Origin of the sequence: Streptomyces mauvecolor (assembly GCF_039532965.1) — a bacterium.
Lineage (GTDB): Bacteria > Actinomycetota > Actinomycetes > Streptomycetales > Streptomycetaceae > Streptomyces > Streptomyces violascens.
Window position 1 is genome coordinate 324,828 of sequence record NZ_BAAASQ010000023.1, and the last position, 23,994, is coordinate 348,821.

Sequence of the window (23,994 nt, forward strand, 5' to 3'; positions counted from 1 at the left end):
CTCCGCGGCGAGGACCGGCCGCGTCCGTCGCCGGAACCGCTCAGTGCGAGATCTTGACCGTCCAGGCGCCCGATTTCGTCCGGCCCTCGGCCTCGATCTTCATGCCCTCCCCGGGCACCGTGAACGTCTCGCCGAGCGCCACCGGCGCGTCCGCGAGCGCCGGGTACACCGATCTCTCCCAGCACGCGTCCGTGCCCGGATGGGCGTCGAGCACCTCGACCGGGCCGCCGCCGGACGCGGACCCGCTGTGGACCCGGTAGACGAGCAGCCCCTGTTTGCAGCTCGCCCGGTCCAGGCCCCCCGAGTCCCGTACCTCGATGACGATCGCCCGGTCCTCGGCGGTACGGGCCACGGCGAGGCGCTTGCCGGCCGTGCCCGCCTTCGCCGGGGAGGCGGAGAGCGGTTCGAGGGTGAGCCTGCTGATGCCGTCACCGGTCACGCAGGCGACCTCCTGCCGGTCCAGCCAGCCGAGCTTCCACTTCTGCCAGCCGAACAGATCCGGCGCCGTGCCGAACTGACTGCCCATCACGTCCCAGTCGCCGACATAGGTGTCCCAGTCGCCGCTCTTGCCGTCCTGGGGGCGGTGGTAGAGATCCGGCAGGTCGAAGACGTGCCCGGTCTCGTGGGCCAGCACGTTGCGGTCCGGCGGGTGGTGCTCGAAGACGGTCACGACCCGGTTGACGTCCCGCCCGTCCGCGCGTACGGGCCGGTCGAAGTTGACGACTTTCGTGGCGTCCGAGTCGACCCCGGGCGCGTCCGGGTCGGCGACCAGGTAGACGATGTCGTACTTCGAGAAGTCGGTGGTCGGATCGGCGGCGTGGATCGCGTCCTGCAGATAGCGGGTGCGCTGGTCCGGGTCCCAGTCGCGCTGTATGCGGTACGAGGTCGACGCGGCCGGCATGCGCACCCAGTGCTGCTGCGGGTCGGCGTGCAGCCGGAACTTGCCGTACGAGGCCTGGTCGAAGAAGCGGCTGGTGGCCGGGAAGTAGTCGGCGGCCAGGTCCTTGGGGGCGGTGGCGGGCTTCGAGTCCGGGAAGGACAGGAAGATCATCACCGCGTTCAGGGTACGAACGGGTCGCGGGTAGGCGGCGTTCCAGGTATCGAGGCCGAGCGAGTGGTGGGCCTTGGTCCGGGGCAGGGCGCAGGGCACGGCGGAATTGGCCGCGACAGCGGGCCCCGACGCCAGCGAGATGGCGGCGAGCGCCGAGAGGGAGGTGAGCGCCGCCGCGGCACTGCGCAGCCGGACACGCTCCACTCCCCCGGGTGTCTGCTGACGCTGCACGTCGACCTCCGGGAGCGGGATGCGGGACATCCCACCCACTCTGTGCAGGTTTCTACGGATATGCCCTGTTCTGTTGCCCCAGAAAGGTGAGAGGGCCGACACCCCGATGACTTACGGAAAGTCACGACCGATCACCGAGGGCCCGAGCCCGGCCACACCCGCGCAGAAACGATCGGCCAACGATCGGCCCGGAACTCCTGGTGCCCTTGATCACGACGCCGAAGCTGGATCGCGCCGCGCGCCAGCCTCTATGATCGGCACACTTTCCTGCGTGGAACCGGCCTCCAAGGCTGTCGTCCACCCCGGCCGAAGAACCAGAGCACCTCCGTACTACCTCTGCACAACTCGATTGCACTGCGGGAGCCAGCGGTGAGCGGAACCTCCGAAGGACCGGGTCAAGGACCCGCGACCACCCGGTCGCCGGTCACAGAGCGTCATATCGACCGGCTCGGAGACGCCCTGGCCGAGCGCCCTCCGGAACGCGCCGGAGACCCCCCGCCCGAGCATCCGCCGGAACAGGCCGGCCCGGAGCCGGACTCCCCCGCACACGAGCGCGCGGCATCACTCGCCGCCCGGGCCGCCGAACTCCTGGCCGCCCTGCGGGCCGAGCGCGCCGAGCAGGCCACCCGGTTCGCTGCGGGGCTCAGCGCCTCCGAACTGCGCGACTACCGGGCCGCGTTCAACGCCGCCCACCTCGCGATGGCGGTCGTCGACCGCGAGGGCACCGTCGTCGCCGCCAACGACGCGCTCGCCGAACTGCTCGGCACCGACCCGGCCGCGCTGCACGAGCAGGACGCCGCCGACCTCGTCGATCTGGCCGGCGACAACCGCACCTGGCACGCCTACCGCGAGGTTCTGCGGGGCGCCCGCAACCGGTTCCGCTGCACCCGTCGCCTCAAACACCCCGATGGGCACTCGCTCTGGGCCGAGGTCACCGTCGCACCCGTACCCGACAGCTCCAGCGTGCTGCTCTCGATCGCGGACATCAGCGACCGCCGCGAACTCCAGGCCCGCCTGCGCCACCTCCAGATGCACGACCCGGTGACCCGGCTGCCCAACCGCACCCTCTTCTTCGAGCGCCTCAACTCCGCCCTTGAGACGTCCGCCTACGACGGCGGCACCGGCCGCATCGGGATCTGCTACCTCGACCTCGACGGATTCAAGGCGGTCAACGACACCCTGGGCCACCGGGTCGGCGACCGGCTGCTCAGCGCCGTCGCGGCCCGCCTCACCGAGTGCGCCGACCAGTCCGGGTACGCGCGCAGCGGCGGGCACCTGGTGGCGCGGCTCGGCGGCGACGAGTTCGCCGTCCTGGTCGAGGACTCCACGGGTACGGAGCAGCTGGCCGACCTCGCCCGCTCCGTACTCGAAGCCCTTCAGCAGCCCTTCGACCTGGCGGGCCAGCGCCTGTCGGTGTCCGCGTCGATCGGGGTGGTGGAGCGGGCCAGCGCCGGCACCACGGCGACCGGTCTGATGCAGGCCGCCGACACCACGCTGTACTGGGCGAAGGCCGACGGCAAGGCCCGCTGGACCCTGTTCGACCCCGAGCGCAACGCCCACCGCATGACCCGGCAGGCACTGTCCTCCACGCTCCGCCCCGCCGTGGAGCGCGGGGAGTTCGCGCTGGAGTACCAGCCCCTGGTGGGCATGGCCGACGGGGTGGTGCACGGGGTCGAGGCGCTGGTGCGCTGGAACCACCCGCAGTTCGGGATGCTGCCGCCGAATCGGTTCATCGGAATTGCTGAAGAAGACGGCTCGGTCGTCCAGCTCGGCCGCTGGGTGCTGCGCACCGCGTGCCGGCAGGCCCGCCGCTGGCAGACCGAGCACCCGGACGTGCCGCCGATCTTCGTCAGCGTCAACGTGGCGGTGCGCCAGGTCTGGGACTCCGACCTGGTGGCGGACGTCGCCGAGATCCTCGCGGAGACCGGGCTCCCGCCCCATCTGCTCCAGCTGGAGCTGACCGAGTCCGCGGTGATGGGCTCGGCGGGCCGCCCGCTCCAGGCCCTTCAGGCGCTGTCCGACATGGGCGTGCACATCGCGATCGACGACTTCGGCACCGGCTACTCCAACCTCGCCTATCTGAGCCGGCTCCCCGTCTCCGTCCTCAAGCTGGACGGGTCGTTCGTGCGCGGTTTCCAGTACGACGAGGGCGGCGCGCACCCCAACCCGGCCGACGAGACCATCGTCGAGGCGATGGTCCAGCTCGCCCACCGGCTCGGGCTCACCGTCACCGCCGAGTGCGTGGAGACCGCCGACCAGGCCTCCCGGCTCGCCCGGATCGGCTGCGACACGGGCCAGGGCTGGCTCTACTCCCGGGCGGTCACCCCGGACCGGATCGCCGAGATGGTCGCGCTGAGCCCGCAGAAGGTCTGAGGCTCCGTACGCGGACGGCCGCCCCACTCCGCCGAAGGGCGAGGAGTGGGGCGGCCGCGTGTGCGGGGGGGGATCAGCAGGCGCCGAGGTCCACCCAGACGCCCCACTGGCCGGTGGTGCCGGGCTGCTCGCCCTTCGTCCACCACTGGGCCTTCCAGGTGTGACCGCCGTAGGAGACCTGGTTGCCGCCGGTGTAGGCGGCGGCGCTGTCCCACGCGGCGGCGGTGCAGCCGCCGGGCGTCGGGGACGGGCTGGTGGTGGCGGTCGGGGTCGGCGACGGGGAGCCGGTTGCTGTCGGCGTCGGGTCCGGCGAGGAGGAGGGGGACGAGCCGACCGCGTCCACGATCTCGTTGAGCAGCGTGGTGTTCTCGTCGAGGCCGAGCAGGCTGTACATCATGGCGCCGGCGAGACCGCGCTGGTGGGCGTAGTCGGCGCGGGCCTGGATGGACTGCTTGTCGAGGCCGGTGAAGAACTCGCCGTCCTTGTAGAAGTACGAGGCCTTCGCGTCGGCGTCCCAGAAGGTGGTCGCCGGGTTGTCGACGATGCCGCCGAGCTCCTTGTAGAGCGCGGTGCCCGCGACCTGGCTGGTGGGCCGGGCGTTGGACGGCCCGGTCGCGGTCTGGGCGAGGCCGTTGCCCGCCGCCGGGACGCCCTTCCAGCCGCGGTAGTAGAACTCGTACCCGAGCGTGATCTTGTTGGCGGGGAAGCCGCCCGCGATGCCGTAGGCGGCGTTGCCGTCGATCCAGGAGTCGATCGCGTTGGAGATCGAGTACTTCTGGGTGCCGGGCTTGATGACGTCCGTCGGGTCGCCCGCGGGCGAGACCAGCGGCGACTGGTGATAGGTCGGGCCCGTCGCGTTCCAGGCGCCGTGCATGTCGTACGTCATGATGTTGGCGTAGTCGAGGGACGCGCCGATCTTGTCCGTCTCGATGTTCTTGATCTTGTCCTGGCCGGCCGGGAGCGCCGCCGTCAGGAGGTAGTGCTTGCCGCCGTGCGCGGCTCCGTACGCGTCGAGCTGCTTGCGGAACTCGGCGAGCAGGGCGGTGTAGTTGGCCTTGTCCTCGGCGCCGTAGTGGTTGCCGAGGTGGCCGTCGGGCGAGCCCGGGTACTCCCAGTCGATGTCGATGCCGTCGAAGATTCCGGCCGCCGTGCCGTCGCCGCCGTAGCCGCCGTCGACCGGCAGGTTTCCGGCTATGTACTGGTTGATGCAGGAGGAGACGAACTTCTTGCGGCTGGCGTCGGTGAGCGCGGCGTCATGGAAGTACTTGGAGTACGTCCAGCCGCCGATGGAGATATTGATCTTCAGCTTGGGATACTTGGCCTTGAGCTGCTTGAACTGGTTGAACACGCCCACAATCGGCTGGTTCCAGGTGTCGGCGACGCCGCTGACGCTGTCGGCGGCCGAGAACGACTTCTGGTAGTCGGCGAACGAATCGCCCGCCCCGTCACCGGCGTTGGGGTTGTTGTCGTCGCCCGCCGCCTTGTTCGCCTCGAAACAGGTGAGGTTGGTGGGGTCGATGTTGCCGAACGAGTAGTTGAGGACGTCCAGTTTGCCCGCGATGCCCCGGGTGTCGAGGTGCTTGGGATAGAAGGCGTTCCCGTACACGCTCCACTGGTCGTAGTACGCGATCTTCACGCCGCCGGTGGAGGGCGCGGCGGCCGCGCTCGGGGCGGCGGACGCGGTGCCGAGGCCCGCGAAGGCGGCCAGGGCGCCGGCGGCGAGCACGGCGGTGCTCAGGGCGGCAACAAAGGGTCTGCGGCGGTGCAAGACGGCCTCCGGGGGCTGCGGGCACGGGGTGCGGGTAACGGCGGTTGAGGAAGTGATAGCGATCGAATCCCGGCCACGTCAATGGTCTGAACCAAATTGAGGACTAGACCAATGGGGAGATGAATGCCCTTGTCAGGGCCGGAGTTGAGGCGCTCCGGTCCGCCCGGGCCCGGCGAGGACTGGCCATGCGCGGTGGCGGGGACGGCGGGGGACGGAGCTGGACCACTCCCCTCCCGCGACCCAGGTTTTACCGGCATACGATCGGCGCCATGACCAAAATCCCGAGCCTGTTGCTCATCAGCGGCAGCCTGCGCGGCGCCTCCACCAACTCGGCCGTGGTCCGCACGGCGGCGGAACTCGCTGAGGGCCGCGCGAAGGCCGTCATCTACGAAGGCATGGCCTCCCTGCCCCACTTCAACCCGGACGACGACACCGAGCCGCTCCCCGCGGAGGTGGTGCGGCTGCGCGGCCTGATCGCCTCGGCCGACGCGATCCTCATCTGCACCCCGGAGTACGCGGGAAGCCTCCCGGGCTCCTTCAAGAACCTGCTCGACTGGACGGTGGGCGGCGTCGAGATCACGGACAAGCGGGTGGGCTGGATCAACGCGTCGGTCGCCCCGACGGGGGCGGCGGGAGCACATGCGGCGCTGCGGACGGTGCTGGGCTACACGGGCGCGTTCGTCGTCGACGCGGCGGCCGCCCATGTCCCGGTCCCGCGCGACGCGATCGACCCCGGGTCGGGGTTGGTCGCCGAGGTGAGCGTGCGGAACGCTCTGGCGGGGGTGATCAGCACCCTGCTGACAGCCGAACCAGCTTGATTCGAGATCAAGTTGAGCCACAAGCTCCTTGCCTCAGGGGCGCAGTGAGGAACCCGCCACGCTCCAGAGCGAGTTGAGCCCCCACGCCGCCAAGGGGCGCGGGGAACTGCGCGATCAGCCACGGACGGCCCGCACCCGAACGACAACTGGCGGGAGCGTAAGGACCCGGCCCACCCAGGGCCAGTCGGGAACAGCCGCTTCCGCGTGCCTGCGGTCGACCGCAGGCCGTCGCGGGCCGGTCGCGCCCACGCGGCGGAGCCGCACATGTCACAGCCCCGCGCCCCTAGGGAGTTACAGCCGAGGCAGCCCGTAGGCGTCGGCGATCAGGTCGTAGGAACGCACCCTCACCTCAGGCCCATGCGCGTTGGCCGTGATCATGAGCTCATCCGCACCGGTGCGCTTCTGGAGGGCGTCGAGCCCCGCCCGCACCTCTCCCGCCGTCCCGGAAATCACGTTCGCCAGCCAGCTGTCCACGAACTCCCGCTCCAGCGCGCTGAATGGGTAGGACTCGGCCTCCTCCGGGGTCGGCACGAGACCCGGCCGGCCCGTACGCAGGCGGACCATCGACAGCGCATTGGTCAGGGTCTGGCGCCGGGCTTCCTTCTCGTCGTCCGCCGCCAGCGCCGAGACGCCGATCAGGGCGTACGGCGCGTCCAGAATCGCCGACGGCCGGAAGGAATCCCGGTACAGGTCCAGCGCCGGAACGGTGTTCGCCGCCGAGAAGTGGTGCGCGAAGGCGAAGGGAAGACCGAGCGTGCCGGCCAGGCGGGCGCTGAAGCCGGACGAGCCGAGCAGCCAGATCGGCGGGCGGGCCGAGGGGCCCTGCACGGGACCCGGCACCGCGTGGATGCGGGCGTACGGGTGCCCGTCGGGGAAGTCGTCGTCGAGGAAGCGGGTCAGCTCGGCGAGCTGCTGCGGGAAGTCCTCGGCGCCCTCGTTGAGCCGGTCCGTGCGGCGCAGGGCGGCGGCCGTCGCGCCGTCCGTGCCGGGCGCCCGCCCGAGCCCGAGGTCGATGCGGCCCGGGGCCATCGCCTCAAGGGTGCCGAACTGCTCGGCGATCACCAGCGGAGCGTGGTTGGGCAGCATGACGCCGCCCGAGCCGAGCCGGATGCGGGAGGTGTGGGCGGCGAGGTGGGCGAGGATCACGGCCGGCGCGGACGAGGCGACACCCGGCATGGAGTGGTGCTCGGCGACCCAGTGCCGGTGGAAGCCGCGCCGCTCGGCGAGCCGGGAGATCTCCACGCTGGTCCGCAGGGCGCGGTTCGCGGTGTAGCCGTTGCCGACGGTCACCAGGTCGAGTACGGACAGGGGTACCGGGGCGGTTCCGGCCGCCGTCCCTCGAATCGCATCCACGTCCACCGGTCCGCGCCTCCAGCTCGTCAGGTCGTACGCGTTCTGCGTACGTGGAGCCAAAAAGGAGGGTGGCTCCACTTTATTCCCCGCTCTTCGCGGGGACTCCGGGCGAACCCTCAGGGGCGCGGGGCGGGACCTTCGCGATACCGGCGAACCGGACCCCTCAGGGGCGCGGGGCTGGGGCCGATCCCCCTCGCACGGTGAAGCCGACGTGACCCCGCACCAACATGGGTACGACATCATTCATGACCGAGCCGAGCGAACTCTTCGACCTGACGGCACGTCAACTCCTGGCCGGCTACCGGGCGGGCACCTTCTCCCCCCTCGACGCCACCCGCGCCGTACTCGCCAGGATCGAGGCCGTCCAGCCCCGCCTCAACGCGTACGTACGCATCGACGCCGAACCCGCCCTCGCCCAGGCCCGCGCCGCCACCGAGCGATGGCGCACCGGGGAGCCGAAGGGGCTTCTCGACGGGGTGCCGGTGTCGGTCAAGGACCTGCTCCTGCAAGCGGGCGGGCCCACGCTCAGAGGGTCCAACACCACGTCGGAGCACGGGAGTTGGCGCGAGGACGCCCCGGCCGTCGCCCGGCTTCGCGAGCACGGGGCCGTGCTGGTCGGCAAGACGACCACCCCCGAGTTCGGGTGGAAGGGCGTCACCGATTCGCCCCGCACCGGCATCACCCGCAATCCGCACGACCCCGCGCGCACGGCGGGCGACTCCAGCGGGGGCAGCGCGGCGGCCGTCGCGGCCGGGGCGGCGCCGCTGTCGCTCGGCACGGACGGCGGGGGCTCGATCCGGATTCCGGCCTCGTTCTGCGGGGTGTTCGGCCTCAAGCCGACGTACGGCCGGGTCCCGCTGCACCCCGCGAGCGCGTTCGGCGCGCTCTCGCACGTGGGTCCCATCGCCCGGGACGCGGCGGACGCGGCGCTGCTCCTCGACGTGATCAGCGGCGCGGACTGGCGCGACCCCACCGCCCTGGAGCCCCCGGCCCACTCGTACGCGGCCGCCCTCGCAGAGGACGCGGCGACCGGGATCAAGGGGCTGCGTATCGCCTACTCGCCCTCCTTCGGCGGGCAGGTGGCCGTGCGCCCCGCGGTCGCGGCGGCGGTGCGGGCCGCGGTGGCCCGGCTCGCCGGACTCGGCGCCCATGTCGAGGAGGCCGACCCCGATTTCGCGGATCCGGTCGACACCTTTCACACCCTGTGGAGCGCCGGAGCCGCGCGTATCGTCGATCGGCTGAACCCACAACAAAGGGAGTTGCTCGATTCCGGTCTGCGGCAGACGGCCGTCCGGGGCGCCCGGCTCTCCGCCCTGGAACTGCTCGCCGCGCAGACCGCCCGTCTGGAGCTCGGCCGCCGGATGGCCCGTTTCCATCAGCGCTTCGACGTCCTGGTCACCCCGACGCTGCCGATCACCGCGTTCGAGGCGGGCCGGGAGACTCCGGCAGGCTCCGCCCTGCACCGCTGGACCGGATGGACCCCGTTCACATACCCGTTCAATCTGACCCAGCAGCCGGCCGCCACGGTCCCGGTCGGCACGGACGCGGACGGCCTCCCGATCGGCCTTCAGCTGATCGCGGCGCGCCACCAGGACGGCGTGGTGCTGCGGGCGGCCGCGGCCTTCCCGGAGCGCCCGTCGAGGTGAGTCCGGCGGGCGGGCCCGGGCGGCGCCCCGAAAAATAGGGGGCATGGGCCGAGTAAAGGGGGGTAGCCGCGCCGCCATGGCCCGAGCTACCTCACGCCCCAGACCCTCCATACCCAGGCGAACCCTGCTCACCGGCGCCGCCGCCGTCGCCCTCACCGGCGCCGCCGCCTGCTCCCGCGTCCCCGAGGGCGGCGCCCTGGCCCGTCTCAAGTCGCAGGGCGCGGTACGCCTCGGCATCGCCGGTGAAGTCCCGTACGGGTATGTGAACGACCAGGGCGAGTTCACCGGCGAGGCCCCCGAGCTCGCCAAGGTGATCTTCAAGCGGCTCGGCATCGGCCACGTACAGCCCGTGGCGACCGACTTCTCCTCGCTGATACCGGGGCTCAACTCCCAGCAGTTCGACGTCGTTTCCGCCGGGATGTACATCAACAAGGACCGCTGCGCGCAGGTCCTGTTCGCGGACCCCGAGTACCAGATGCTGGACGCGTTCATCGTCCGCAAGGGAAACCCGAAGAACCTGCACACCTACGAGGACGTGGTCCGCAGCAAGGCGCGCTTCGCGACCGGCACCGGCTATGCCGAGATCGGCTACGCGACCGCCGCCGGATACCCCGAGAGCAGCATCGTCATCCTCCAGGACCAGGTCGCGGGCCTGAACGCGGTCGAGTCGGGGCGCGTCGACGTCTTCGCGGGCACCTCGCTCACCGTGCGCGAGGTGGTGAAGAAGAGCGCGAAGGCCGAGGCCACCCAGCCGTTCGCGGCGGTCGTCGACGGCAAGAAGAAGATCGACGGCGGCGGCTTCGCCTTCCGGCCCACCGACGGCGCCCTGCGCGACGCCTTCAACACCGAGATCCACCGCATGAAGCAGAGCGGCGAGCTCTTCCGGATCCTCAGGCCGTTCGGCTTCACGCAGGCCGAGATGACCACCCTGACCGCCAAGGAGCTGTGCCGATGACGGCGGGACTGTGGCAGCACTGGGTGCTGCCGGGAATCTGGATCACGGTCCAGCTGACCGTGTACAGCGCCGCGTTGGCGGCAGCGGTCGCCTTCGGCGTCGGCATCGCCCGCACCCACCGCTCGTGCCTGGTGCGCTTCCTTGCCGCCGCGTACACGGAGATCTTCCGCGGCACCTCGGCGCTCGTCCTGATGTTCTGGCTGTTCTTCGTGCTGCCGCCGCTCGCCGGCTGGCAGCTCGTCCCCATGTGGGCGGCCGTCCTCGCGCTCGGCCTCTCCTACGGTGCGTACGGCGCCGAAATCGTGCGCGGCGCGCTGAACGCGGTGGCGCCCGCCCAGCGCGAGGCCGGCATCGCGCTGAGCTTCACGCCCTGGCAGCGGATGCGGCTCGTACTGCTGCCGCAGGCGGTGCCGGAGATGATCCCGCCGTTCTGCAACCTGCTGATCGAGCTGCTGAAGGGAACCGCCCTGGTCTCGCTGCTCGGGGTGGGCGACGTGTCGTTCGCGGCGTACCTGGTGCGGCTCGCCACGCAGGACAGCGCACAGATCTACTCCGTCACGCTGGTCATCTACTTCGTCCTCGCCTTCGGAATCACCCGTGGAATGAAGGCACTTGAACGCCGCACCAAGGCGAATCTGGGGGTGGCCTCACAGTGAACTGGGACTGGTCCGCGGTCTGGGACTTCATGCCGCGCTTCGGGGACGGCGTGCTCACCACGCTGCAGATCCTCGCGCTCGGCTCGCTCATCTCCTTCAGCCTGGGCCTGGTGTGGGCGCTGGCCTTCAGGGCGCCGACCCGCTTCGTGCGCTGGCCGGTCAACCTGATCACGGAGTTCATCCGCACCACCCCCCTACTGGTGCAGCTGTTCTTCCTGTTCTTCGTGCTGCCGGAGTGGGGCGTGAAGTTCTCCGCGCTGACCACCGGCGTCCTCGCCATCGGCCTGCACTACTCGACGTACACCGCGCAGGTCTACCGGGCCGGCATCGACGCGGTGCCCAAGGGCCAGTGGGAGGCGGCGACCGCGCTGAGCCTGCCCGCGCACCGCACCTGGTTCGCGGTGATCCTGCCGCAGGCCGTGCGCCGCATCGCGCCCGCGCTCGGCAACTACGTCATCTCCATGCTGAAGGACACCCCGCTGCTCGCCGGGATCAGCGTCCTGGAGATGCTCCAGCAGTCCCGCCTGGCGGGGGCGAGCACCTTCCAGTACACGGAGCCGCTGACCGTCGTCGGCGTCGCCTTCATCCTCATCGCCTATCCGGCTTCGCTGTTCGTACGAGCCCTGGAGCGCCGCCTTGTCCGCTGACACCCAGATCGACCTGCCCGTGAAGAAGCAGAGCGGCGCCGAGCTGATCCGCTTCGAGAACGTCACCAAACGCTTCGGCGACAACACCGTCCTCGACGACCTCTGCTTCAGTGCCCGCAAGGGCAAGCACGTCACCCTGATCGGCCCGTCGGGCTCCGGCAAGACCACGATCCTGCGGCTGCTCATGACTCTGGAGACGCCCGACTCGGGGATCATCCAGGTCAACGGGACGCGGCTGCACCCGGCCGACGAGAAGGAGCGCCGGGAGGCCCGCAAGAAGATCGGCATGGTCTTCCAGCAGTTCAACCTGTTCCCCAACATGAGCGTGCTGCGCAACATCACCGAGGCTCCGGTGCGGGTGCTCGGCCTGTCCCCCGACGAGGCCGAGGCACGGGCGCGCGAGCTGCTCGACCTGGTGGGCCTGGGCGAGAAGCGTGACGCGAAGCCCGCCCAGCTGTCCGGCGGACAGCAGCAGCGCGTCGCGATCGCGCGGGCGCTCGCGATGCGTCCGCAGGTGCTTCTGCTGGACGAGGTGACCTCCGCGCTCGACCCGGAGCTGGTCGCCGGCGTCCTGGATCTGCTGCGCGACATCGCCCGTACGACCGACATCACGATGCTCTGCGTCACGCACGAGATGAGCTTCGCGCGGGACATCTCGGACGAGGTGATGATGTTCGACGCGGGGAAGGTCATCGAGTCCGGCCCGCCCGAGAAGATCTTCGGCGATCCGGAACACGAGCGTACGCGTGAGTTCCTGGGCGCAATTGCCTGAGCACGCGCCGTGCACGACGCTGACCTCACATTCCGGCCATCCGAGCGCCCCCGATCATGACTCTGGCATATGCCACGGTGGCGCGCCCCAGCGTACGGCCCTGGAACGCGCCACGAATCTTGTCAACACCCCCACCGGAAACGGGTCTTGGCGGCTATCGTGGAACGGCAGACCTGCCACCTTCGCAGTTCGACCTGCTAGGGGGAAACCGTGGCGCTGAAGCCAGAGCCGACCGCGCCGTTCCATTCGGTGCAGTACGTCCTCCGGGTCCTGGAGGCGATCTCCAGGCACGGCGGAGGTGTGACCGATGTCCAGATCGCACGCGAGACGGGCCTGCCCACCGCCCATCTGACCTCGATGCTGCTCATGCTGCGGCGCGAGGGATACGTCGAGCAGGTGGCCGACGGCGCCTATGTGATCGGCGACTCGATGGTGCTGCTCGGCTCGGGCGCCGCCCGCCAGCAGGCCCTGGAGACCAAGCTCCAGGACACCCTGATGGCCCTGCGCGACTCGGTGGGCGCGGCCGTCTACATCAGCCGCTACATCGACGGCGAGGTCAAGATCACCCAGTACGCGGACGGGCCGACCGCGCCGAAGGTGAACGAGTGGGTCGACTTCAAGTCGGCGGCGCACGCGAGCGCGGTCGGCAAGTGCCTGCTGACCCAGCTCGACCAGAACGGCCGCCGCGACCACCTCTCGCGCCACAAGATCGCCCGGCTCACCTCGCGGACGATCACCAGCGAGAAGGTGCTTTTCTCCAAGCTCGACAGCCAGCCGGCCACCGTGCCGGTGCTCGACCTCCAGGAGTACGCGGTGGGCACGGTCTGCGCGGCCGTCCCGCTGACCGCGGGCTCGGCCGTGGGCTGCCTGGCCCTGTCGATGCCGATCGAGCACGCCCACCGGCTGCGCGCCGCGGCCGACACCCTCAACCGCAGGGCCGCCCCGGTGGTCCTCTCCCTGGCCATCTGACCGCCCCGGCGCATCCCGGTCCCGAGGTGGTCAGGAGCACCCCGAGGGACCAGGTAGTATTTTCTCTGTCAGCAGGCGCCGCTAGCTCAGTTGGTTAGAGCAGCTGACTCTTAATCAGCGGGTCCGGGGTTCGAGTCCCTGGCGGCGCACAGACGGAGAAAGCCCCTCGCGGAAGCGGGGGGCTTTTTCGTATGCGTTCTCCGCACGCGCCCTTCGTACAGACTTTCCCCACGCGCCGGCGGGTGCCGTGTGAGGCTGGGAGGCGTTGGATACCGCCGCTTTCCCGGAGGGACCCCGCATGACCCAGACCCCGTACGCATGGATGGGCGGTCAGGCCGCCCTGGACCGGCTGACCGAGGTGTTCTACCGGCAGGTGCACAAGGATCCCGTCCTGGCCCCGGTCTTCGCGGACGCGGGCCCCGACCACCCCCATCACGTGGCGGTCTGGCTCGCCGAGGTGTTCGGCGGCCCCGCCGAGTACAGCGCGCACCACGGCGGGCACGCCCACATGGCGACGATGCACCTGGGCCGGGGCATCACCGAGGAGCAGCGCCGCCGCTGGATCGCCCTCCTCATGGACGCGGCCGACGAGGCGGAGCTGCCGAACGACCCCGAGTTCCGCGCGGTCTTCGCGTACTACATCGAGTGGGGCACGCGGATGGCGCTGCTCTACTCCGGCCCGAACCCGCCCGCCCCCTCCGCCGACGCCCCCGTACCGAAGTGGGGGTGGAACCAGACCCCGCCGTGGGAGCCGGAGAGCTGACCCCGGCCCGCGACGGCACGGCTCGTCGAGGATCCAGCGGTCCGGGGCTCCATCGCTCCAGCGCCCGGAAGATTTATACGGACGTCTTAAACGTAAGTACTAGACAGGCGTTTAAGACGCTCGTACATTAATGCCATGACGAACTCGACGAGCACCACAGCGAGCACCACCGGCGGAGCGGGCCTCCGCGCCGGGCGCAGGGAATGGACCGCCTTCGTGGTCCTCCTGCTCCCCCTTCTCCTCGTCTCGATGGACGTCTCCGTCCTCTACTTCGCGCTCCCCTCCATCAGCCGCGAGCTCGACCCCTCCGCCACCCAGCAGCTGTGGATCATCGATGTGTACGCCTTCGCGCTCGCCGGGCTGCTGATCACGATGGGCTCGCTCGGCGACCGGATCGGCCGGCGCAAGCTGCTCATGTTCGGCGCCGCCGCGTTCGGCATCGCCTCGGTGACCGCCGCGTACGCCACCAGTGCCGAGATGCTCATCGCCTCCAGGGCGCTGCTCGGGATCGGCGGGGCCACCCTGATGCCGTCGACCATGGGCCTGGTCCGCAACATGTTCCGCGACGACAAGCAGCGCGGTCAGGCGATCGGCATCTGGTCCGGCGCGATGGCCGGCGGTGTCGCGCTCGGCTCGGTGATGAGCGGGATCATGCTGGAGCACCTGTGGTGGGGCTCGGTCTTCCTGATCAACGTCCCCGCGATGGTGCTGCTCCTGATCCTGACGCCGCTGCTCGTCCCGGAGTTCAAGGACCCGGCGCCCGGCAGGTTCGACCTGCTGAGCGTGCCGCTGTCGATGGGCGCGGTGCTGCCGGTGGTGTACGGCCTCAAGGAGTTCGCGGCGGACGGCTTCTCGCTGAAGAGCGCGGTCTGCGTCGCGGTGGGTCTCGTCCTCGGCACGGTCTTCGTACGCCGTCAGCTCACCCGGCGCGACGCGATGATCAGCCGTGAACTGTTCCGCCCCGGCCGGGGTTTCGGCGCCGCGATCTCGCTCAACACCATCGCCGCGTTCGCCATGATGGGCTCGGCCTACTTCACCACCCAGTACCTCCAGTCGGTGCTCGACATGAGCACGATGCGGGCCGCGCTGTGGAGCGTCGCCCCCTCGCTCGCCATCGGTGCCACCGCCCCCGCCGCGACCGCCGTGGCGCAGAAGGTGAACCGGGCGTACGTCATCGCCGCGGGCTTCGCGCTCGGCGCTGCGGGCTACGCACTCCTGACGCTCGCCGGGACCGATTCGCTGTGGACCGTGCTGGCCGGTGCGGCCGTCATCGGCATGGGCATCGTGACGGTGATGGCCCTGGTCTCCGACATGGCGATGGCCTCGGCCCCCGCCGAGAAGGCGGGCTCGGCGGCCTCGCTCCTGGAGACGGGGCAGGAGTTCGGCGGGGCGCTCGGCATGGCGGTGCTCGGCTCGATCGGCACCGCGGTCTACCGCTCCGACATGCCGGCCTCGGCGCCGGCCGCCGCCCGCGAAACCCTGGGCGCGGCGGTCGCGGGCGCCGACCGGGCCCTGGCGGGCATCGCCCAGGAGGCCTTTGTGCACGGCATGCAGTACGCGGCGGTCGGCGGCACGCTGATCCTGGTGATCGCGGCGGTGCTCGCGGCGGGGATGCTGCGGGGCCCGGCCGCGGCGGCGAAGGCCGCGGCCCGGGCGCAGGGCGCGGAGGGCGAGGTGGCCCCGGCCAGGGTCGCGGAACCGGCGATGTGAACCCCGTACGCACCTGTCCCCCGAGATATCCGAAGGGCCGGCCATCTGATGGCCGGCCCTTCGGGGCATGCGGTGGGGGTCAACTGTCCAGTTCTTCAAGGACAGTTGCGGCCTGGTGGTCGGCGCCCAGGCGGTTCGGGTGGAACGGGACGGCGGGCCCCGGCGGGTTGCTGGACACCGGCATGAAGCCCTCGACCCAGCGTGTATCGGCGGGCTTGCAGATGTCGTGCCCGACGCTTCCCCGGTACGTGTCGACGAACCGGGCCCCGCCCTCTTCCGCGGCGGAGGCGAGCATGGCGTTCAGCTCCTTGAGCCGGGCGCCGAACCAGGTCAGGTCCTCGTCGAGGACCGGCACCCGCGGATAGCAGCCGCGGTCGGTGGCGACCCCTGCCAGATAGTCGACGACCAGGACGGTGGCGTGCGGCGAGCGCTCATGGATGCCCTCCAGTACGCCCGTGATCCGCGACTTGGTGGCGGCGATCTGCTGCGACATCAGGTCCCTGCCGCCGGGCCGGGCGAACCTGGTCCGGCACGGGCCGGCGAACGGGGCGGGCAGCGGGTTGATACAGCCGAGGACCGCGCCGTCCAGCCCGGCGTCATTGCCGCCGATGCCGACGGTGACCAGGTCGGTGGTGGGGGTCAGCCGGTCGAACTGGGGCGGGTTCACGCCCTGCGAGAGCAGCAGCGCCTGGCCGACGTTCTGCGGCGCGGTCATCTCGGCGGTGGTCGCGCCTCCGCACGTCGCGTCCCGGAACGTCGTCACACCGAGCCGGGCGGCGACCTGCTTGGGGTAGTTCCAGGTGCTCTGGGCGCAGCCGGTGGGGGCGTGGGTGTGATCGATGCCGAGGAAGGTGACATCGGCGGACCAGGAGTCGCCGAGGGCGACGTATTCGTGGAATCGGGGGGGCTTGTGGGGGGTGGCTTCTGCGGGGGTGGCCGCGCCGGTGAGCAGGGTGGTGAGGGCGAGTGTGGTGAGGAGGAGGCGGGGATTCACGCGCCTATCCACGCATTGCGGGGCGGGGTGCCGGGGGACCCTGGCCGATGATTCACCCGGGCGCGGGATCAGGTACGGCTGGGCCGACCCGCCCCGGACGCCCCGAGCGGGGTGCTGCCCTGGGGCTCCGCCCGAGACCCCGGGAAGCCCGCACCCCGCCCCTTCCCGCTGTGACACTCTGCGGCTCCGCCGCGTGGCCGCCGGGGGTGAAAGAGCTTCCGGGGCTCCGCCCCAGACCCCGTTCGCGCCTCAAGGGCGCTCGTCCTCAAACTCCCCCAAGGCCTCAAGGGCCAGGGGGACCCCCATGACAGGCTGAAATGCCCCGATGCCGACCAGGATCGACGCCGCCAGGGGCGCGGGGAACTGCGCGACCAGCCACCCACCGGCCTGCGGCCGTACTCGTATCGAGCCCCTCCGGCGTTTGAGGAGCGGGGGTCCGGGGCGCAGCCCCAGGGGCGCATCATCCCACCCCCGTCACGGGCGGGTGGGTGGGCGAACTCCCCGGGGCCCGGGCCGCTGGCCCGTTGCGTCCGCCGCCGACAGCCTCCGGTAGGACTCCGCCCCCGGCGGACGCCACCACACCTCCCCCTCCCCCGCCCAGAACCCCTCCCGCCGCAGACCGGCCCGGTGCACCTTGTTCGTCGCCGTTACCGGAAGCCGCCTCAGCACCCTCACGAACCGCGGCGCCATCTTCGTACCCAAGTCCGGTTGGGAGGACAGGAATTCGGCGAAGGCCGCCGGGTCGAATCCGCCGCTCAGGGACAGCGCCGCCATCACCTGGTCGCCCGTCACCGGGTCGGGCACCGCGTACACCGCCACCCCCGTCACCCGCTCCCACCGCGCCAGGATGCTCTCGATCATCGCCGCCGCCAGGTTCTCGCTGTCCACCCGGAGCCGGTCGTCCGCCCGGGCCGCGAAGTACAGGAAGCCTTCCGTGTCGCGGAAGAAGAGGTCGCCCGTCCAGTACCACCCGCCCCGGCGGCGTTCCGCGTCCGCGGATGCGTTGCGCCAGTAGCCCTCGAAGGGGTTCGGCCCCCGGTTCACCAACTCCCCTATTGCGGAAGCCCCGTTGAGGAGGCGGCCCGCCTCGTCGAAGCGCGCCCGCTCGCACTCTCGGCCCGTCGACGGGTCCACCACCGCCAGGTCCCCGCCCGGCGCGGGCCTGCCGATCGCCCCCGGCGGCATCCCCGGCGTGCGCTGGATCGCGGCCCCACCCTCGGACGACCCGTACCCCTCGACCAGCCGCACCCCGAACCGCCGCGCGAACCGGTCCGCGTCCACCGCCCCCGCCTCGGTCCCGAACCCGACGCGGAGACCATGCTCCCGGTCGTCCGCCCGCTCGGGAGTTGCCAGCACGTACTGGATCGCCCGACCCACGTAGGTGAAGTAGGTCGCCCCATACGCCCGTACGTCGTCCAGGAACCCCGACGCCGAGAAACGGTCCCTGAGTGCCACCGTCGCGCCCGCCGTCAGCGCCGGAGCCCAGTTCGCGATCACCGCGTTGCCGTGGAACATCGGCATGCAGATGTAGTGGACGTCGTCCCGGCCCGTCCCGAACTGCCTCACCAGCGCCTCGCCCGCCGCGGCGAGCCGGCCCTGGCTGCAGATCGCGGCCTTGGGGGCGCCGGTCGAGCCCGAGGTGAAGTACAGGAGGAGACGGCCGGCCGGCGTCACCGGACCCAGCGTCGACTCGCCCGGCTTCGCTCCCTCGTACGGCGCGAGCAGCCGCTCGTACTCCTGCGTGTCCGTCACCAGGACGCGTACGCCCGGCAGTTCGAGACCGTCGAGCAGGGGAAGGTGTACGCGCCCGGTGACCAGGACCCGGCATTCGGTGTGCAGGATGTCGCGGGCCAGCTCGGGGCCGCGCCGGGTGGGGTTGATGCCCGCCACGGCGGCCCCGGCCAGCGCCGCAGCGCTGAGCCAGAGCGGGAATTCGGGGGTGTTGTCGAGCAGGACCCCGAGGTGCGGCTCGACACCTCGGGGCAGCAGCTCGGTCAGGAGCGCGGCGCGGGCGGCGGCGCCCGCGGCGATCTGGTGGTGGGTGAGTTCCAGATCGCCGTACCGCAACCCGGTCCGCCGGTCGCCCCACTGGCGCTGCACGTACTCCGACACGGTCGATACGGTCGACGCACTCTTCTTGATGGCGGTCATGGCGCCGCACCGTAGTTGACGTACCGTCAGAACTGAACGTCCGAGCACGCGTAGAAGGCGTTCCCGGTGTCCGCGATCGTCCACACGGCCAGGATGACGTGGTGGCCGGTCCGGCCGGCGGGGATGGTGCCGTCGTGCGAGAGCGTGGCCGGGGGCTGCTTGCCGCCGTACGGGACGACGAGGAACGGCTGGGTGTCGAGCGCGGCCCGGGTGAGCTTCCGGGTCGGGTCCCAGCCCTGCTTGGTGAGGTAGTAGCGGAAGTCGGTCGTGGCGTGCCGAGCGGTGAACTGCCAGCGGAACGTGTAGGTCTGACCCCCAGTCAGTTTGGTTGCGGGCCAGCCGGTGCCGCCGCGCGGGTCGTCCAGCTGGGCGAATCTGCTGTTGCTACCCGCGCAGATCGTTCCGTCGGCGGGGCCCGCCGCAGGGAAGCCCTTGGGGCCCTCGACGGACTGCGGCTCCCACTGGATGTCACCGCAGTTGGCGACCGTGCCGTTGGCGCACAGCTTCTGCCGGCTGATCGGCTGGTCGGTATAGCCGTGGCTGCTCGCACTGCCGGTCGCGAGCAGGGACGCGCCGGCGACGGCGAGCCCCACCACAGCGGCACCGAGCCGCTGCTTCTTTCGCATGCTGACCACTCCTGGAGAACGTGGGGGAGTTCCTTGGATGGAGCTGCACGCGTGCGGTATCTCATGTTCCGGTCTAGACCAACTCCCAGACTATTGATGGGAGTTGGACGTGTCCAGGCCAAGCGACGCATCGGATTCACCCCCTTGTCGTCCCCGGCGCCCCCAGGCGTTCCCGGCGCCCCCGGCGCCCCCTGTGCGCTCGGCCCGTGTGCCCGGTGTGCCCTCAGCCGCCCTCCCCCGTCCCCCGTCCCGTGTAGAACGCCACCGTCAGGTCCTTCACCAGGGCCTTGCGCTCGTAGTCGTCGAGCTCCACCAGGCCCCGCGAGGTCAGCCGGTGCACGGTGTCCTCGACCGCGTCCACCACCGAGGTCAGCACCGCGTCCCGGTGACGGGCGTCGATCGCCGCGACCCGCTGCCGGCGCATGGCCGCCGCCACCTCGGGCGCGTACTCGATCAGGGTCGGCTGCGCCGAGTACAGCTCGATGCCGACCGGCTCCCCCTCCGACTTCAGCAGGCGGGTCAGCGCGTCGCCGACGGCCTCCGCGTCGCGCAGGGTGGGCGCGTCCTCGTGGAAGGCGTCGGCCGGGAGCTGCGAGAGGACCCGGACCAGCGCCGCCTCCACCTGCTGGCGCAGATACCTCTCGTGGTCGGCGACGGCGAGCGCGGCCCGCGCGGTGTCCCGGACGCGCCACACCACCAGCACCACCACCCGCAGCGCGGTCCCGTTCGCGTCGACGGCGGCCATCGGCTCGCTGCGCCAGTGCCGCAGCCGCAGGTCGACCCGGCGGCGCAGGAGCAGCGGGCTCATCCACACCAGGCCGGTGCGCCGCACGGTCCCCCGGTAGTCGCCGAACAGCGAGAGCACCCAGGCGTACCCGACGTGCCCGCGCCCGAGCCCGCCGAAGGCGAGCACCGCCACGGCTACCCCGAGGGCGAGCAGCACCCACTGTCCGAGGCCGATCCCGTGGTACGGGTACGAGGGCAGCCGCAGCAGCACCGCCACCGGCGAGGGCAGGGCGCCGGTCCGCCAGATCAGCGCCGCGCAGCCCGCGAGCGCGAGGGCTCCGGCGGCGACGGCCGCCCCGCCTGGCAGCGTCGGGCCCGGCCGTTCCGCGATGCCCGGATCGACCGGGGGCGCGGGCCTGGCCGGGGCCGCGACGATGGTGCGCGCGCCCGCCTGCCTCGGCGGCCTCGCGGCCGGGCGGGGGACGGCCCGATCCGCTGCGGGGACGAGCGGGTTGCGCCGGGTGCCGTCGCGGAACAGCAGGTGGAGCGGGATCGCGGCGGTGTTCTGTCCGCTGATCACGGTCACCCTGCGCCCGGCACCCGGCATCGCGATCGCGGGGATCCGGGGCGGTTCGGCGCCGTCGGGCGGGGTCGGGGTGGGGGTCTGCATGCTCGTCGTTCCCTCCGTCATGCCGTGCTGCCGTGCTGCGGTCATTCCGTCATTCCGTCGTGCCGTCCGTGCCGTCGTGCCGTGCTGCGGTCATTCCGTCGTGCCGTGCTGCCGTGCTGCGGTCATTCCGTCATTCCGTCGTGCCGTGCCGCCGTGATTCCGTCCTGCCGTGCCGCCGTCATGCGAAGAGCCGTCGCCAGGTCTCGGGGCCGGGGTAGCCGTCGGCCTCCGCGCCGGACCAGCCCTGGGCCCGCTGGAACGCCTCGACGTTGCGCCGGTCCTCCTCGCTCCACCGCGGCCCGGGCCCCGCGGTGTAGTACCTGCCGAACCCCTTCTTCACGAGCTGCCGGCCGAGCTGGGTGACGTACGGGCTGTTCTGGCCCGGCCGGAAGTAGCGCATGCCGGGGTAAGCGGGCCGCATCGCCTGCGAACCGCCCGGAGCCGAGGCGGTAGCCGGTGCCGGGGCCAGGGCCGGAGCCTGCGCCGGGACCGTGTTCGAGGCCTGCGCCGGAGCCGGGGTCGACGCCTGCGCCGGAACTGGGACAGGGGCCGGAACCGGGGCCTGCGCCGGGGACGGAACCGGCGCCGGAACCGACACCGGGTCCTGAGCCGGAGCCGGGGGCTTGGCCGGAACCTCGGGCTTGGCCGGGACCGGGACCGGAGCCGGGACCGCGGCCGAGGGCTTCGCCGGAGCCTGGCCCTCCACGGGAGGGATGTCCTTGCCGCCGCCCTGCACGAGCAGCGCCCAGGTCTGCGGCCCCGGGATCCCGTCGGCTTCGGCGCCGGACCAGCCCTGGGCCTCCTGGAAGGCGCGGGTCGCGTTCAGGTCGGACGAGGTCCAGCGCGGCCCCGGCCCCTCACTGTAGAAACGGCTTCCGCCGCGCAGCACCAGCATCTGGCCGAGCCGTGTGACATAGCTGTTGTCGGCTCCGGGGCCGAACTTCGCGGCGCCCGGGAACGCCAGGCTCTGCAGCTCCGTGCCGGGCTGCGTGCCGGGCTGCGTGCCGGGCTCCGCGGCGGCCGCCCCACCGCCACCGCCGGCCACCGACTTGTACCGGAAGGGCACGTACTTGGCCGAGTTCTTCCAGTACGCGTACGGAGTGGCCTGCTTGCGGGTGCGGGGCGGGGTCTGTTCGTAGGCCGTGTAGTAGTTGTGCGTGTGGTCCGTCCAGCCACCGAAGATCACGACGTGCGACCCCTTGTTCGGGTTGCTCGGGTTGTGGAAGAGCAGGATGTCGCCGGGCTGGAGAGCATCGCGCGTGGTCCGCACCGCGAACTCGTCCAGGCTCCCCGTCCACTCGTTGGTGCCGAGGTTCCAGGCCATCGACACATAGCCCGAGCAGTCCTGCCGGTACCCGTCCGTCCAGTAAGCCTCCATGTTGTACGGGACCGATGCGGCAACCCAGGTCTTGGCCCGGTTGATGATCTCGGCCCGGGTGATCGGGCGCAGCTTGACGGGCCCGTGCGCGGGCTGGCCGGGCGCGCCGTGCAGCCCGCTCGGGCCGCCCTGCTCGGTGGGCGGCCCGGGGTCGGCGGCCAGGTTGGCGCCGGGTCCGCCGGGCAGCGGTACGGGGACGGCTGCGGCCGGTCCCGAGCCGCCGAGCACCACCGAGGCCGCGGTGGCCGCGACCAGCGCGCGCCGGGCGCCGCCGCTCGCCGCGGGGTGGCCGCCGTCGCGCACCGGGAGCAGCCGCAGCCGCCGACGGTCCGCGCAGCCGGGGCACCCGCACTCCCCCGCGGGCTCGTAGTCCTCGAACACCGGCCCCGATGCACTGGCCTTCATCCGCTCCCCCTCGCGCTCGTTCCGCTCTCGGAGACTTCGAAGATTTTTTCCGCACTTCCGCACGGACAACTGTGTCGCGATTGTCATAATGAGTCGCAGTTTGACGGAACGAAAGGGATAAAACGAACATCTGACAGCGTGGCGCTGGTCAAAACCACCCTCTGGAGTCCGGTAAAGTTTTCCGAGTCAGCAGGCGCCGCTAGCTCAGTTGGTTAGAGCAGCTGACTCTTAATCAGCGGGTCCGGGGTTCGAGTCCCTGGCGGCGCACGCACCACCGAGGCCCCCTCGCCCAGCGCGAGGGGGCCTCGGTCGTTCCCCGAGCCCGGTGCGGCTGCCCTCGCCCGTCGCTCCCGCCGCCCGCCGGACCACTCAGCGCGAGTTGCCCGCCAGGCCCAGGGCGTATTCCGGCCACCACTCGCCCGCCCGGGGGCCGCCACGGCATGGGCCGTCCGACTCGCCGGGGCGCTTCACCCAGACGTAGGCGTCGACCGGGTCGCCCCCCGCGTCCGTCGTCGGGCGCTCGCCGAGTGCCCGGCCCGGCGGGTTGCACCAGTTCTCGGCGGGGTCGCCCTGCGTATAGGGGCCGTTGCCGTTGCGGCTCGTGTCGATCACGAAGTGCTTGCCGCCGACCTTCGCCGACAGACGCTCCCCGAACCCCCGGCTCGCCCGTGTGGTCTGGAAGTTGGTGACGTTCACCGCGAACCCGTCGGCGCTCTCGACGCCCGCGCGCCGCAGCGGCTCGTCCAGGGTCTCGGGCGATCGCCACCCCGCGTTGCCCGCGCCCACGTACACCTTGGTGACCGGCTGCCGCTTGAGCCGCTCGACGGCGCCCTTCAGGAGCGCGTACCGCGCCTCGTGGAGCGCGTTCGGGGTGCAGCCGTCGACGAGGTGCACGACCGCGTCCGGTTCGAGGACGACCGCGGCGGGCCGCTCCGGTGTCCGGGTTCACCCAGAACTACCCTGCGGCAGCGAGCAGTTGGGACGCGCGGGAAGGTGTCGCACTCGGGGCCGGCCCCTTGCCGGGGCCGCCGCAGCCCGCGGCGAGGAGGGCTGCCGCGGCGGCCGGCACCCAGGCGCGCAGGCCGGATGGGGCCCAACTTCCTTGCGTGCAGGCCGAGTTGCCGCCGGAACGCATCTCGGGCCCGCCACCCCTGTCGGCTCTCAACTCAGCGTGTCGGCACAGGGACTTGGCGTTAACTGGACCTAGGCCGGGGGCGGACATCGGTTCTAGAGTGGGGGCGTCGACCCCCGCCCCGGTCGCCTCACAAGCTCCCGACCACGCCGGCAGCCTGCGTTCGAACACAGGCCCCGAACCTCCCGCGGCGGTGCCGG

General features: G+C 71.5%; 18 protein-coding genes, 2 tRNA genes and 1 pseudogene. 12 read left to right on the forward strand and 9 right to left on the reverse strand.

The genetic code is table 11. From position 1 onward, the window contains the following. Positions 1–40: 40 nt before the first annotated feature. Entirely contained in the window at positions 41–1,312 is a 1,272-nt protein-coding gene (locus ABD346_RS28985; RefSeq protein WP_344378915.1) for a M6 family metalloprotease domain-containing protein, read from the reverse strand. A gap of 627 nt (positions 1,313–1,939) precedes the next feature. Between ABD346_RS28985 and ABD346_RS28990 the strand changes: the two genes are divergently transcribed. Beyond that, positions 1,940–3,655, forward strand: a complete 1,716-nt coding sequence (locus ABD346_RS28990; RefSeq protein ID WP_417801269.1) for a putative bifunctional diguanylate cyclase/phosphodiesterase — start codon at positions 1,940–1,942, stop codon at positions 3,653–3,655. Positions 3,656–3,728: 73 nt separating this feature from the next. Here the strand turns inward: ABD346_RS28990 and ABD346_RS28995 are convergent, their stop codons facing one another. Next, the gene (locus ABD346_RS28995; RefSeq protein WP_344378916.1) at positions 3,729–5,423 is read right to left on the reverse strand and encodes a glycosyl hydrolase family 18 protein; all 1,695 of its coding nucleotides are present in this window, start codon (positions 5,421–5,423) and stop codon (positions 3,729–3,731) included. Positions 5,424–5,692: 269 nt separating this feature from the next. Between ABD346_RS28995 and ABD346_RS29000 the strand changes: the two genes are divergently transcribed. Beyond that, a complete protein-coding gene (locus ABD346_RS29000; protein WP_344378917.1) occupies positions 5,693–6,241 on the forward strand; it encodes an NADPH-dependent FMN reductase in 549 nt (182 codons plus the stop codon). Between the two features lie 291 nt (positions 6,242–6,532). Here ABD346_RS29000 and ABD346_RS29005 read toward each other — a convergent pair whose 3' ends face one another. Then, positions 6,533–7,594 carry an LLM class flavin-dependent oxidoreductase gene (locus tag ABD346_RS29005; protein WP_344378919.1) on the reverse strand — a complete coding sequence of 354 codons (1,062 nt, stop codon included), beginning with the start codon at positions 7,592–7,594 and terminating at the stop codon, positions 6,533–6,535. A gap of 245 nt (positions 7,595–7,839) precedes the next feature. Here ABD346_RS29005 and ABD346_RS29010 point away from each other — a divergent pair, with 245 nt between their 5' ends. From ABD346_RS29010 to ABD346_RS29050, 9 genes are all read left to right on the forward strand, one after another. After that, positions 7,840–9,240: an amidase gene (locus ABD346_RS29010; protein ID WP_344378922.1), complete on the forward strand. Its 1,401-nt coding sequence runs from the start codon at positions 7,840–7,842 to the stop codon at positions 9,238–9,240. A 76-nt stretch (positions 9,241–9,316) separates the two neighbouring features. Continuing rightward, a complete protein-coding gene (gene ehuB / locus ABD346_RS29015) occupies positions 9,317–10,195 on the forward strand; it encodes an ectoine/hydroxyectoine ABC transporter substrate-binding protein EhuB (protein WP_344378923.1) in 879 nt (292 codons plus the stop codon). Next, a complete protein-coding gene (gene ehuC / locus ABD346_RS29020) occupies positions 10,192–10,851 on the forward strand; it encodes an ectoine/hydroxyectoine ABC transporter permease subunit EhuC (protein ID WP_344378924.1) in 660 nt (219 codons plus the stop codon). The genes ehuB and ehuC overlap by 4 nt, the downstream gene beginning before the upstream one ends. Beyond that, the gene (gene ehuD, locus ABD346_RS29025) at positions 10,848–11,498 is read left to right on the forward strand and encodes an ectoine/hydroxyectoine ABC transporter permease subunit EhuD (RefSeq protein WP_344378925.1); all 651 of its coding nucleotides are present in this window, start codon (positions 10,848–10,850) and stop codon (positions 11,496–11,498) included. Before ehuC ends, ehuD begins: the two co-directional genes overlap by 4 nt. Beyond that, on the forward strand, positions 11,488–12,270 hold the full coding sequence (locus ABD346_RS29030) for an amino acid ABC transporter ATP-binding protein (RefSeq protein ID WP_344378926.1): 783 nt from the start codon (positions 11,488–11,490) through the stop codon (positions 12,268–12,270). The genes ehuD and ABD346_RS29030 overlap by 11 nt, the downstream gene beginning before the upstream one ends. 210 nt (positions 12,271–12,480) lie before the next feature. Next, positions 12,481–13,239 carry an IclR family transcriptional regulator gene (locus ABD346_RS29035; protein WP_189966364.1) on the forward strand — a complete coding sequence of 253 codons (759 nt, stop codon included), beginning with the start codon at positions 12,481–12,483 and terminating at the stop codon, positions 13,237–13,239. Between the two features lie 75 nt (positions 13,240–13,314). Further along, positions 13,315–13,388, forward strand: a tRNA-Lys gene (locus tag ABD346_RS29040). A gap of 149 nt (positions 13,389–13,537) precedes the next feature. Then, on the forward strand, positions 13,538–14,002 hold the full coding sequence (locus ABD346_RS29045) for a group II truncated hemoglobin (RefSeq protein ID WP_344378927.1): 465 nt from the start codon (positions 13,538–13,540) through the stop codon (positions 14,000–14,002). Positions 14,003–14,137: 135 nt separating this feature from the next. Next, entirely contained in the window at positions 14,138–15,712 is a 1,575-nt protein-coding gene (locus ABD346_RS29050; protein ID WP_344378929.1) for an MFS transporter, read from the forward strand. 79 nt (positions 15,713–15,791) lie between these two features. Here ABD346_RS29050 and ABD346_RS29055 read toward each other — a convergent pair whose 3' ends face one another. The 5 genes from ABD346_RS29055 to ABD346_RS29075 all read right to left on the reverse strand — a co-directional run bounded on the left by ABD346_RS29055 (position 15,792) and on the right by ABD346_RS29075 (position 22,662). Next, entirely contained in the window at positions 15,792–16,706 is a 915-nt protein-coding gene (locus ABD346_RS29055) for an SGNH/GDSL hydrolase family protein (protein ID WP_344378930.1), read from the reverse strand. Between the two features lie 474 nt (positions 16,707–17,180). Then, a complete protein-coding gene (locus tag ABD346_RS29060) occupies positions 17,181–18,857 on the reverse strand; it encodes an AMP-binding protein (RefSeq protein ID WP_344378931.1) in 1,677 nt (558 codons plus the stop codon). 26 nt (positions 18,858–18,883) lie between these two features. Further along, the gene (locus tag ABD346_RS29065) at positions 18,884–19,483 is read right to left on the reverse strand and encodes a lytic polysaccharide monooxygenase auxiliary activity family 9 protein (protein ID WP_344378932.1); all 600 of its coding nucleotides are present in this window, start codon (positions 19,481–19,483) and stop codon (positions 18,884–18,886) included. Between the two features lie 223 nt (positions 19,484–19,706). Further along, positions 19,707–20,924, reverse strand: a complete 1,218-nt coding sequence (locus ABD346_RS29070) for an SPFH domain-containing protein (RefSeq protein ID WP_344378934.1) — start codon at positions 20,922–20,924, stop codon at positions 19,707–19,709. 133 nt (positions 20,925–21,057) lie between these two features. Next, positions 21,058–22,662, reverse strand: a complete 1,605-nt coding sequence (locus tag ABD346_RS29075) for a peptidoglycan-binding protein (protein ID WP_344378935.1) — start codon at positions 22,660–22,662, stop codon at positions 21,058–21,060. Between the two features lie 193 nt (positions 22,663–22,855). On the opposite strand from ABD346_RS29075, the gene ABD346_RS29080 reads away from it, so the two are divergent. Further along, a tRNA-Lys gene (locus tag ABD346_RS29080) sits at positions 22,856–22,929 on the forward strand. Positions 22,930–23,031: 102 nt separating this feature from the next. Here the strand turns inward: ABD346_RS29080 and ABD346_RS29085 are convergent. After that, positions 23,032–23,595, reverse strand: a pseudogene (locus ABD346_RS29085) (glycoside hydrolase family 6 protein); the annotation flags it as partial. Positions 23,596–23,994: the final 399 nt, after the last annotated feature.

Excerpts from the sequence above, each read along its gene's own strand:
- ABD346_RS28985 (WP_344378915.1), bottom strand. The coding sequence starts at position 1,312 with ATGTCCCGCATCCCGCTCCCGGAGGTCGACGTGCAGCGTCAGCAGACA.
- ABD346_RS29000 (WP_344378917.1), top strand. The coding sequence starts at position 5,693 with ATGACCAAAATCCCGAGCCTGTTGCTCATCAGCGGCAGCCTGCGCGGC.
- ABD346_RS29010 (WP_344378922.1), top strand. The coding sequence starts at position 7,840 with ATGACCGAGCCGAGCGAACTCTTCGACCTGACGGCACGTCAACTCCTG.
- ehuB (WP_344378923.1), top strand. The coding sequence starts at position 9,317 with ATGGCCCGAGCTACCTCACGCCCCAGACCCTCCATACCCAGGCGAACC.
- ehuC (WP_344378924.1), top strand. The coding sequence starts at position 10,192 with ATGACGGCGGGACTGTGGCAGCACTGGGTGCTGCCGGGAATCTGGATC.
- ABD346_RS29045 (WP_344378927.1), top strand. The coding sequence starts at position 13,538 with ATGACCCAGACCCCGTACGCATGGATGGGCGGTCAGGCCGCCCTGGAC.
- ABD346_RS29050 (WP_344378929.1), top strand. The coding sequence starts at position 14,138 with ATGACGAACTCGACGAGCACCACAGCGAGCACCACCGGCGGAGCGGGC.
- ABD346_RS29060 (WP_344378931.1), bottom strand. The coding sequence starts at position 18,857 with ATGACCGCCATCAAGAAGAGTGCGTCGACCGTATCGACCGTGTCGGAG.
- ABD346_RS29065 (WP_344378932.1), bottom strand. The coding sequence starts at position 19,483 with ATGCGAAAGAAGCAGCGGCTCGGTGCCGCTGTGGTGGGGCTCGCCGTC.
- ABD346_RS29070 (WP_344378934.1), bottom strand. The coding sequence starts at position 20,924 with ATGACCGCAGCACGGCAGCACGGCATGACGGAGGGAACGACGAGCATG.
- ABD346_RS29075 (WP_344378935.1), bottom strand. The coding sequence starts at position 22,662 with ATGAAGGCCAGTGCATCGGGGCCGGTGTTCGAGGACTACGAGCCCGCG.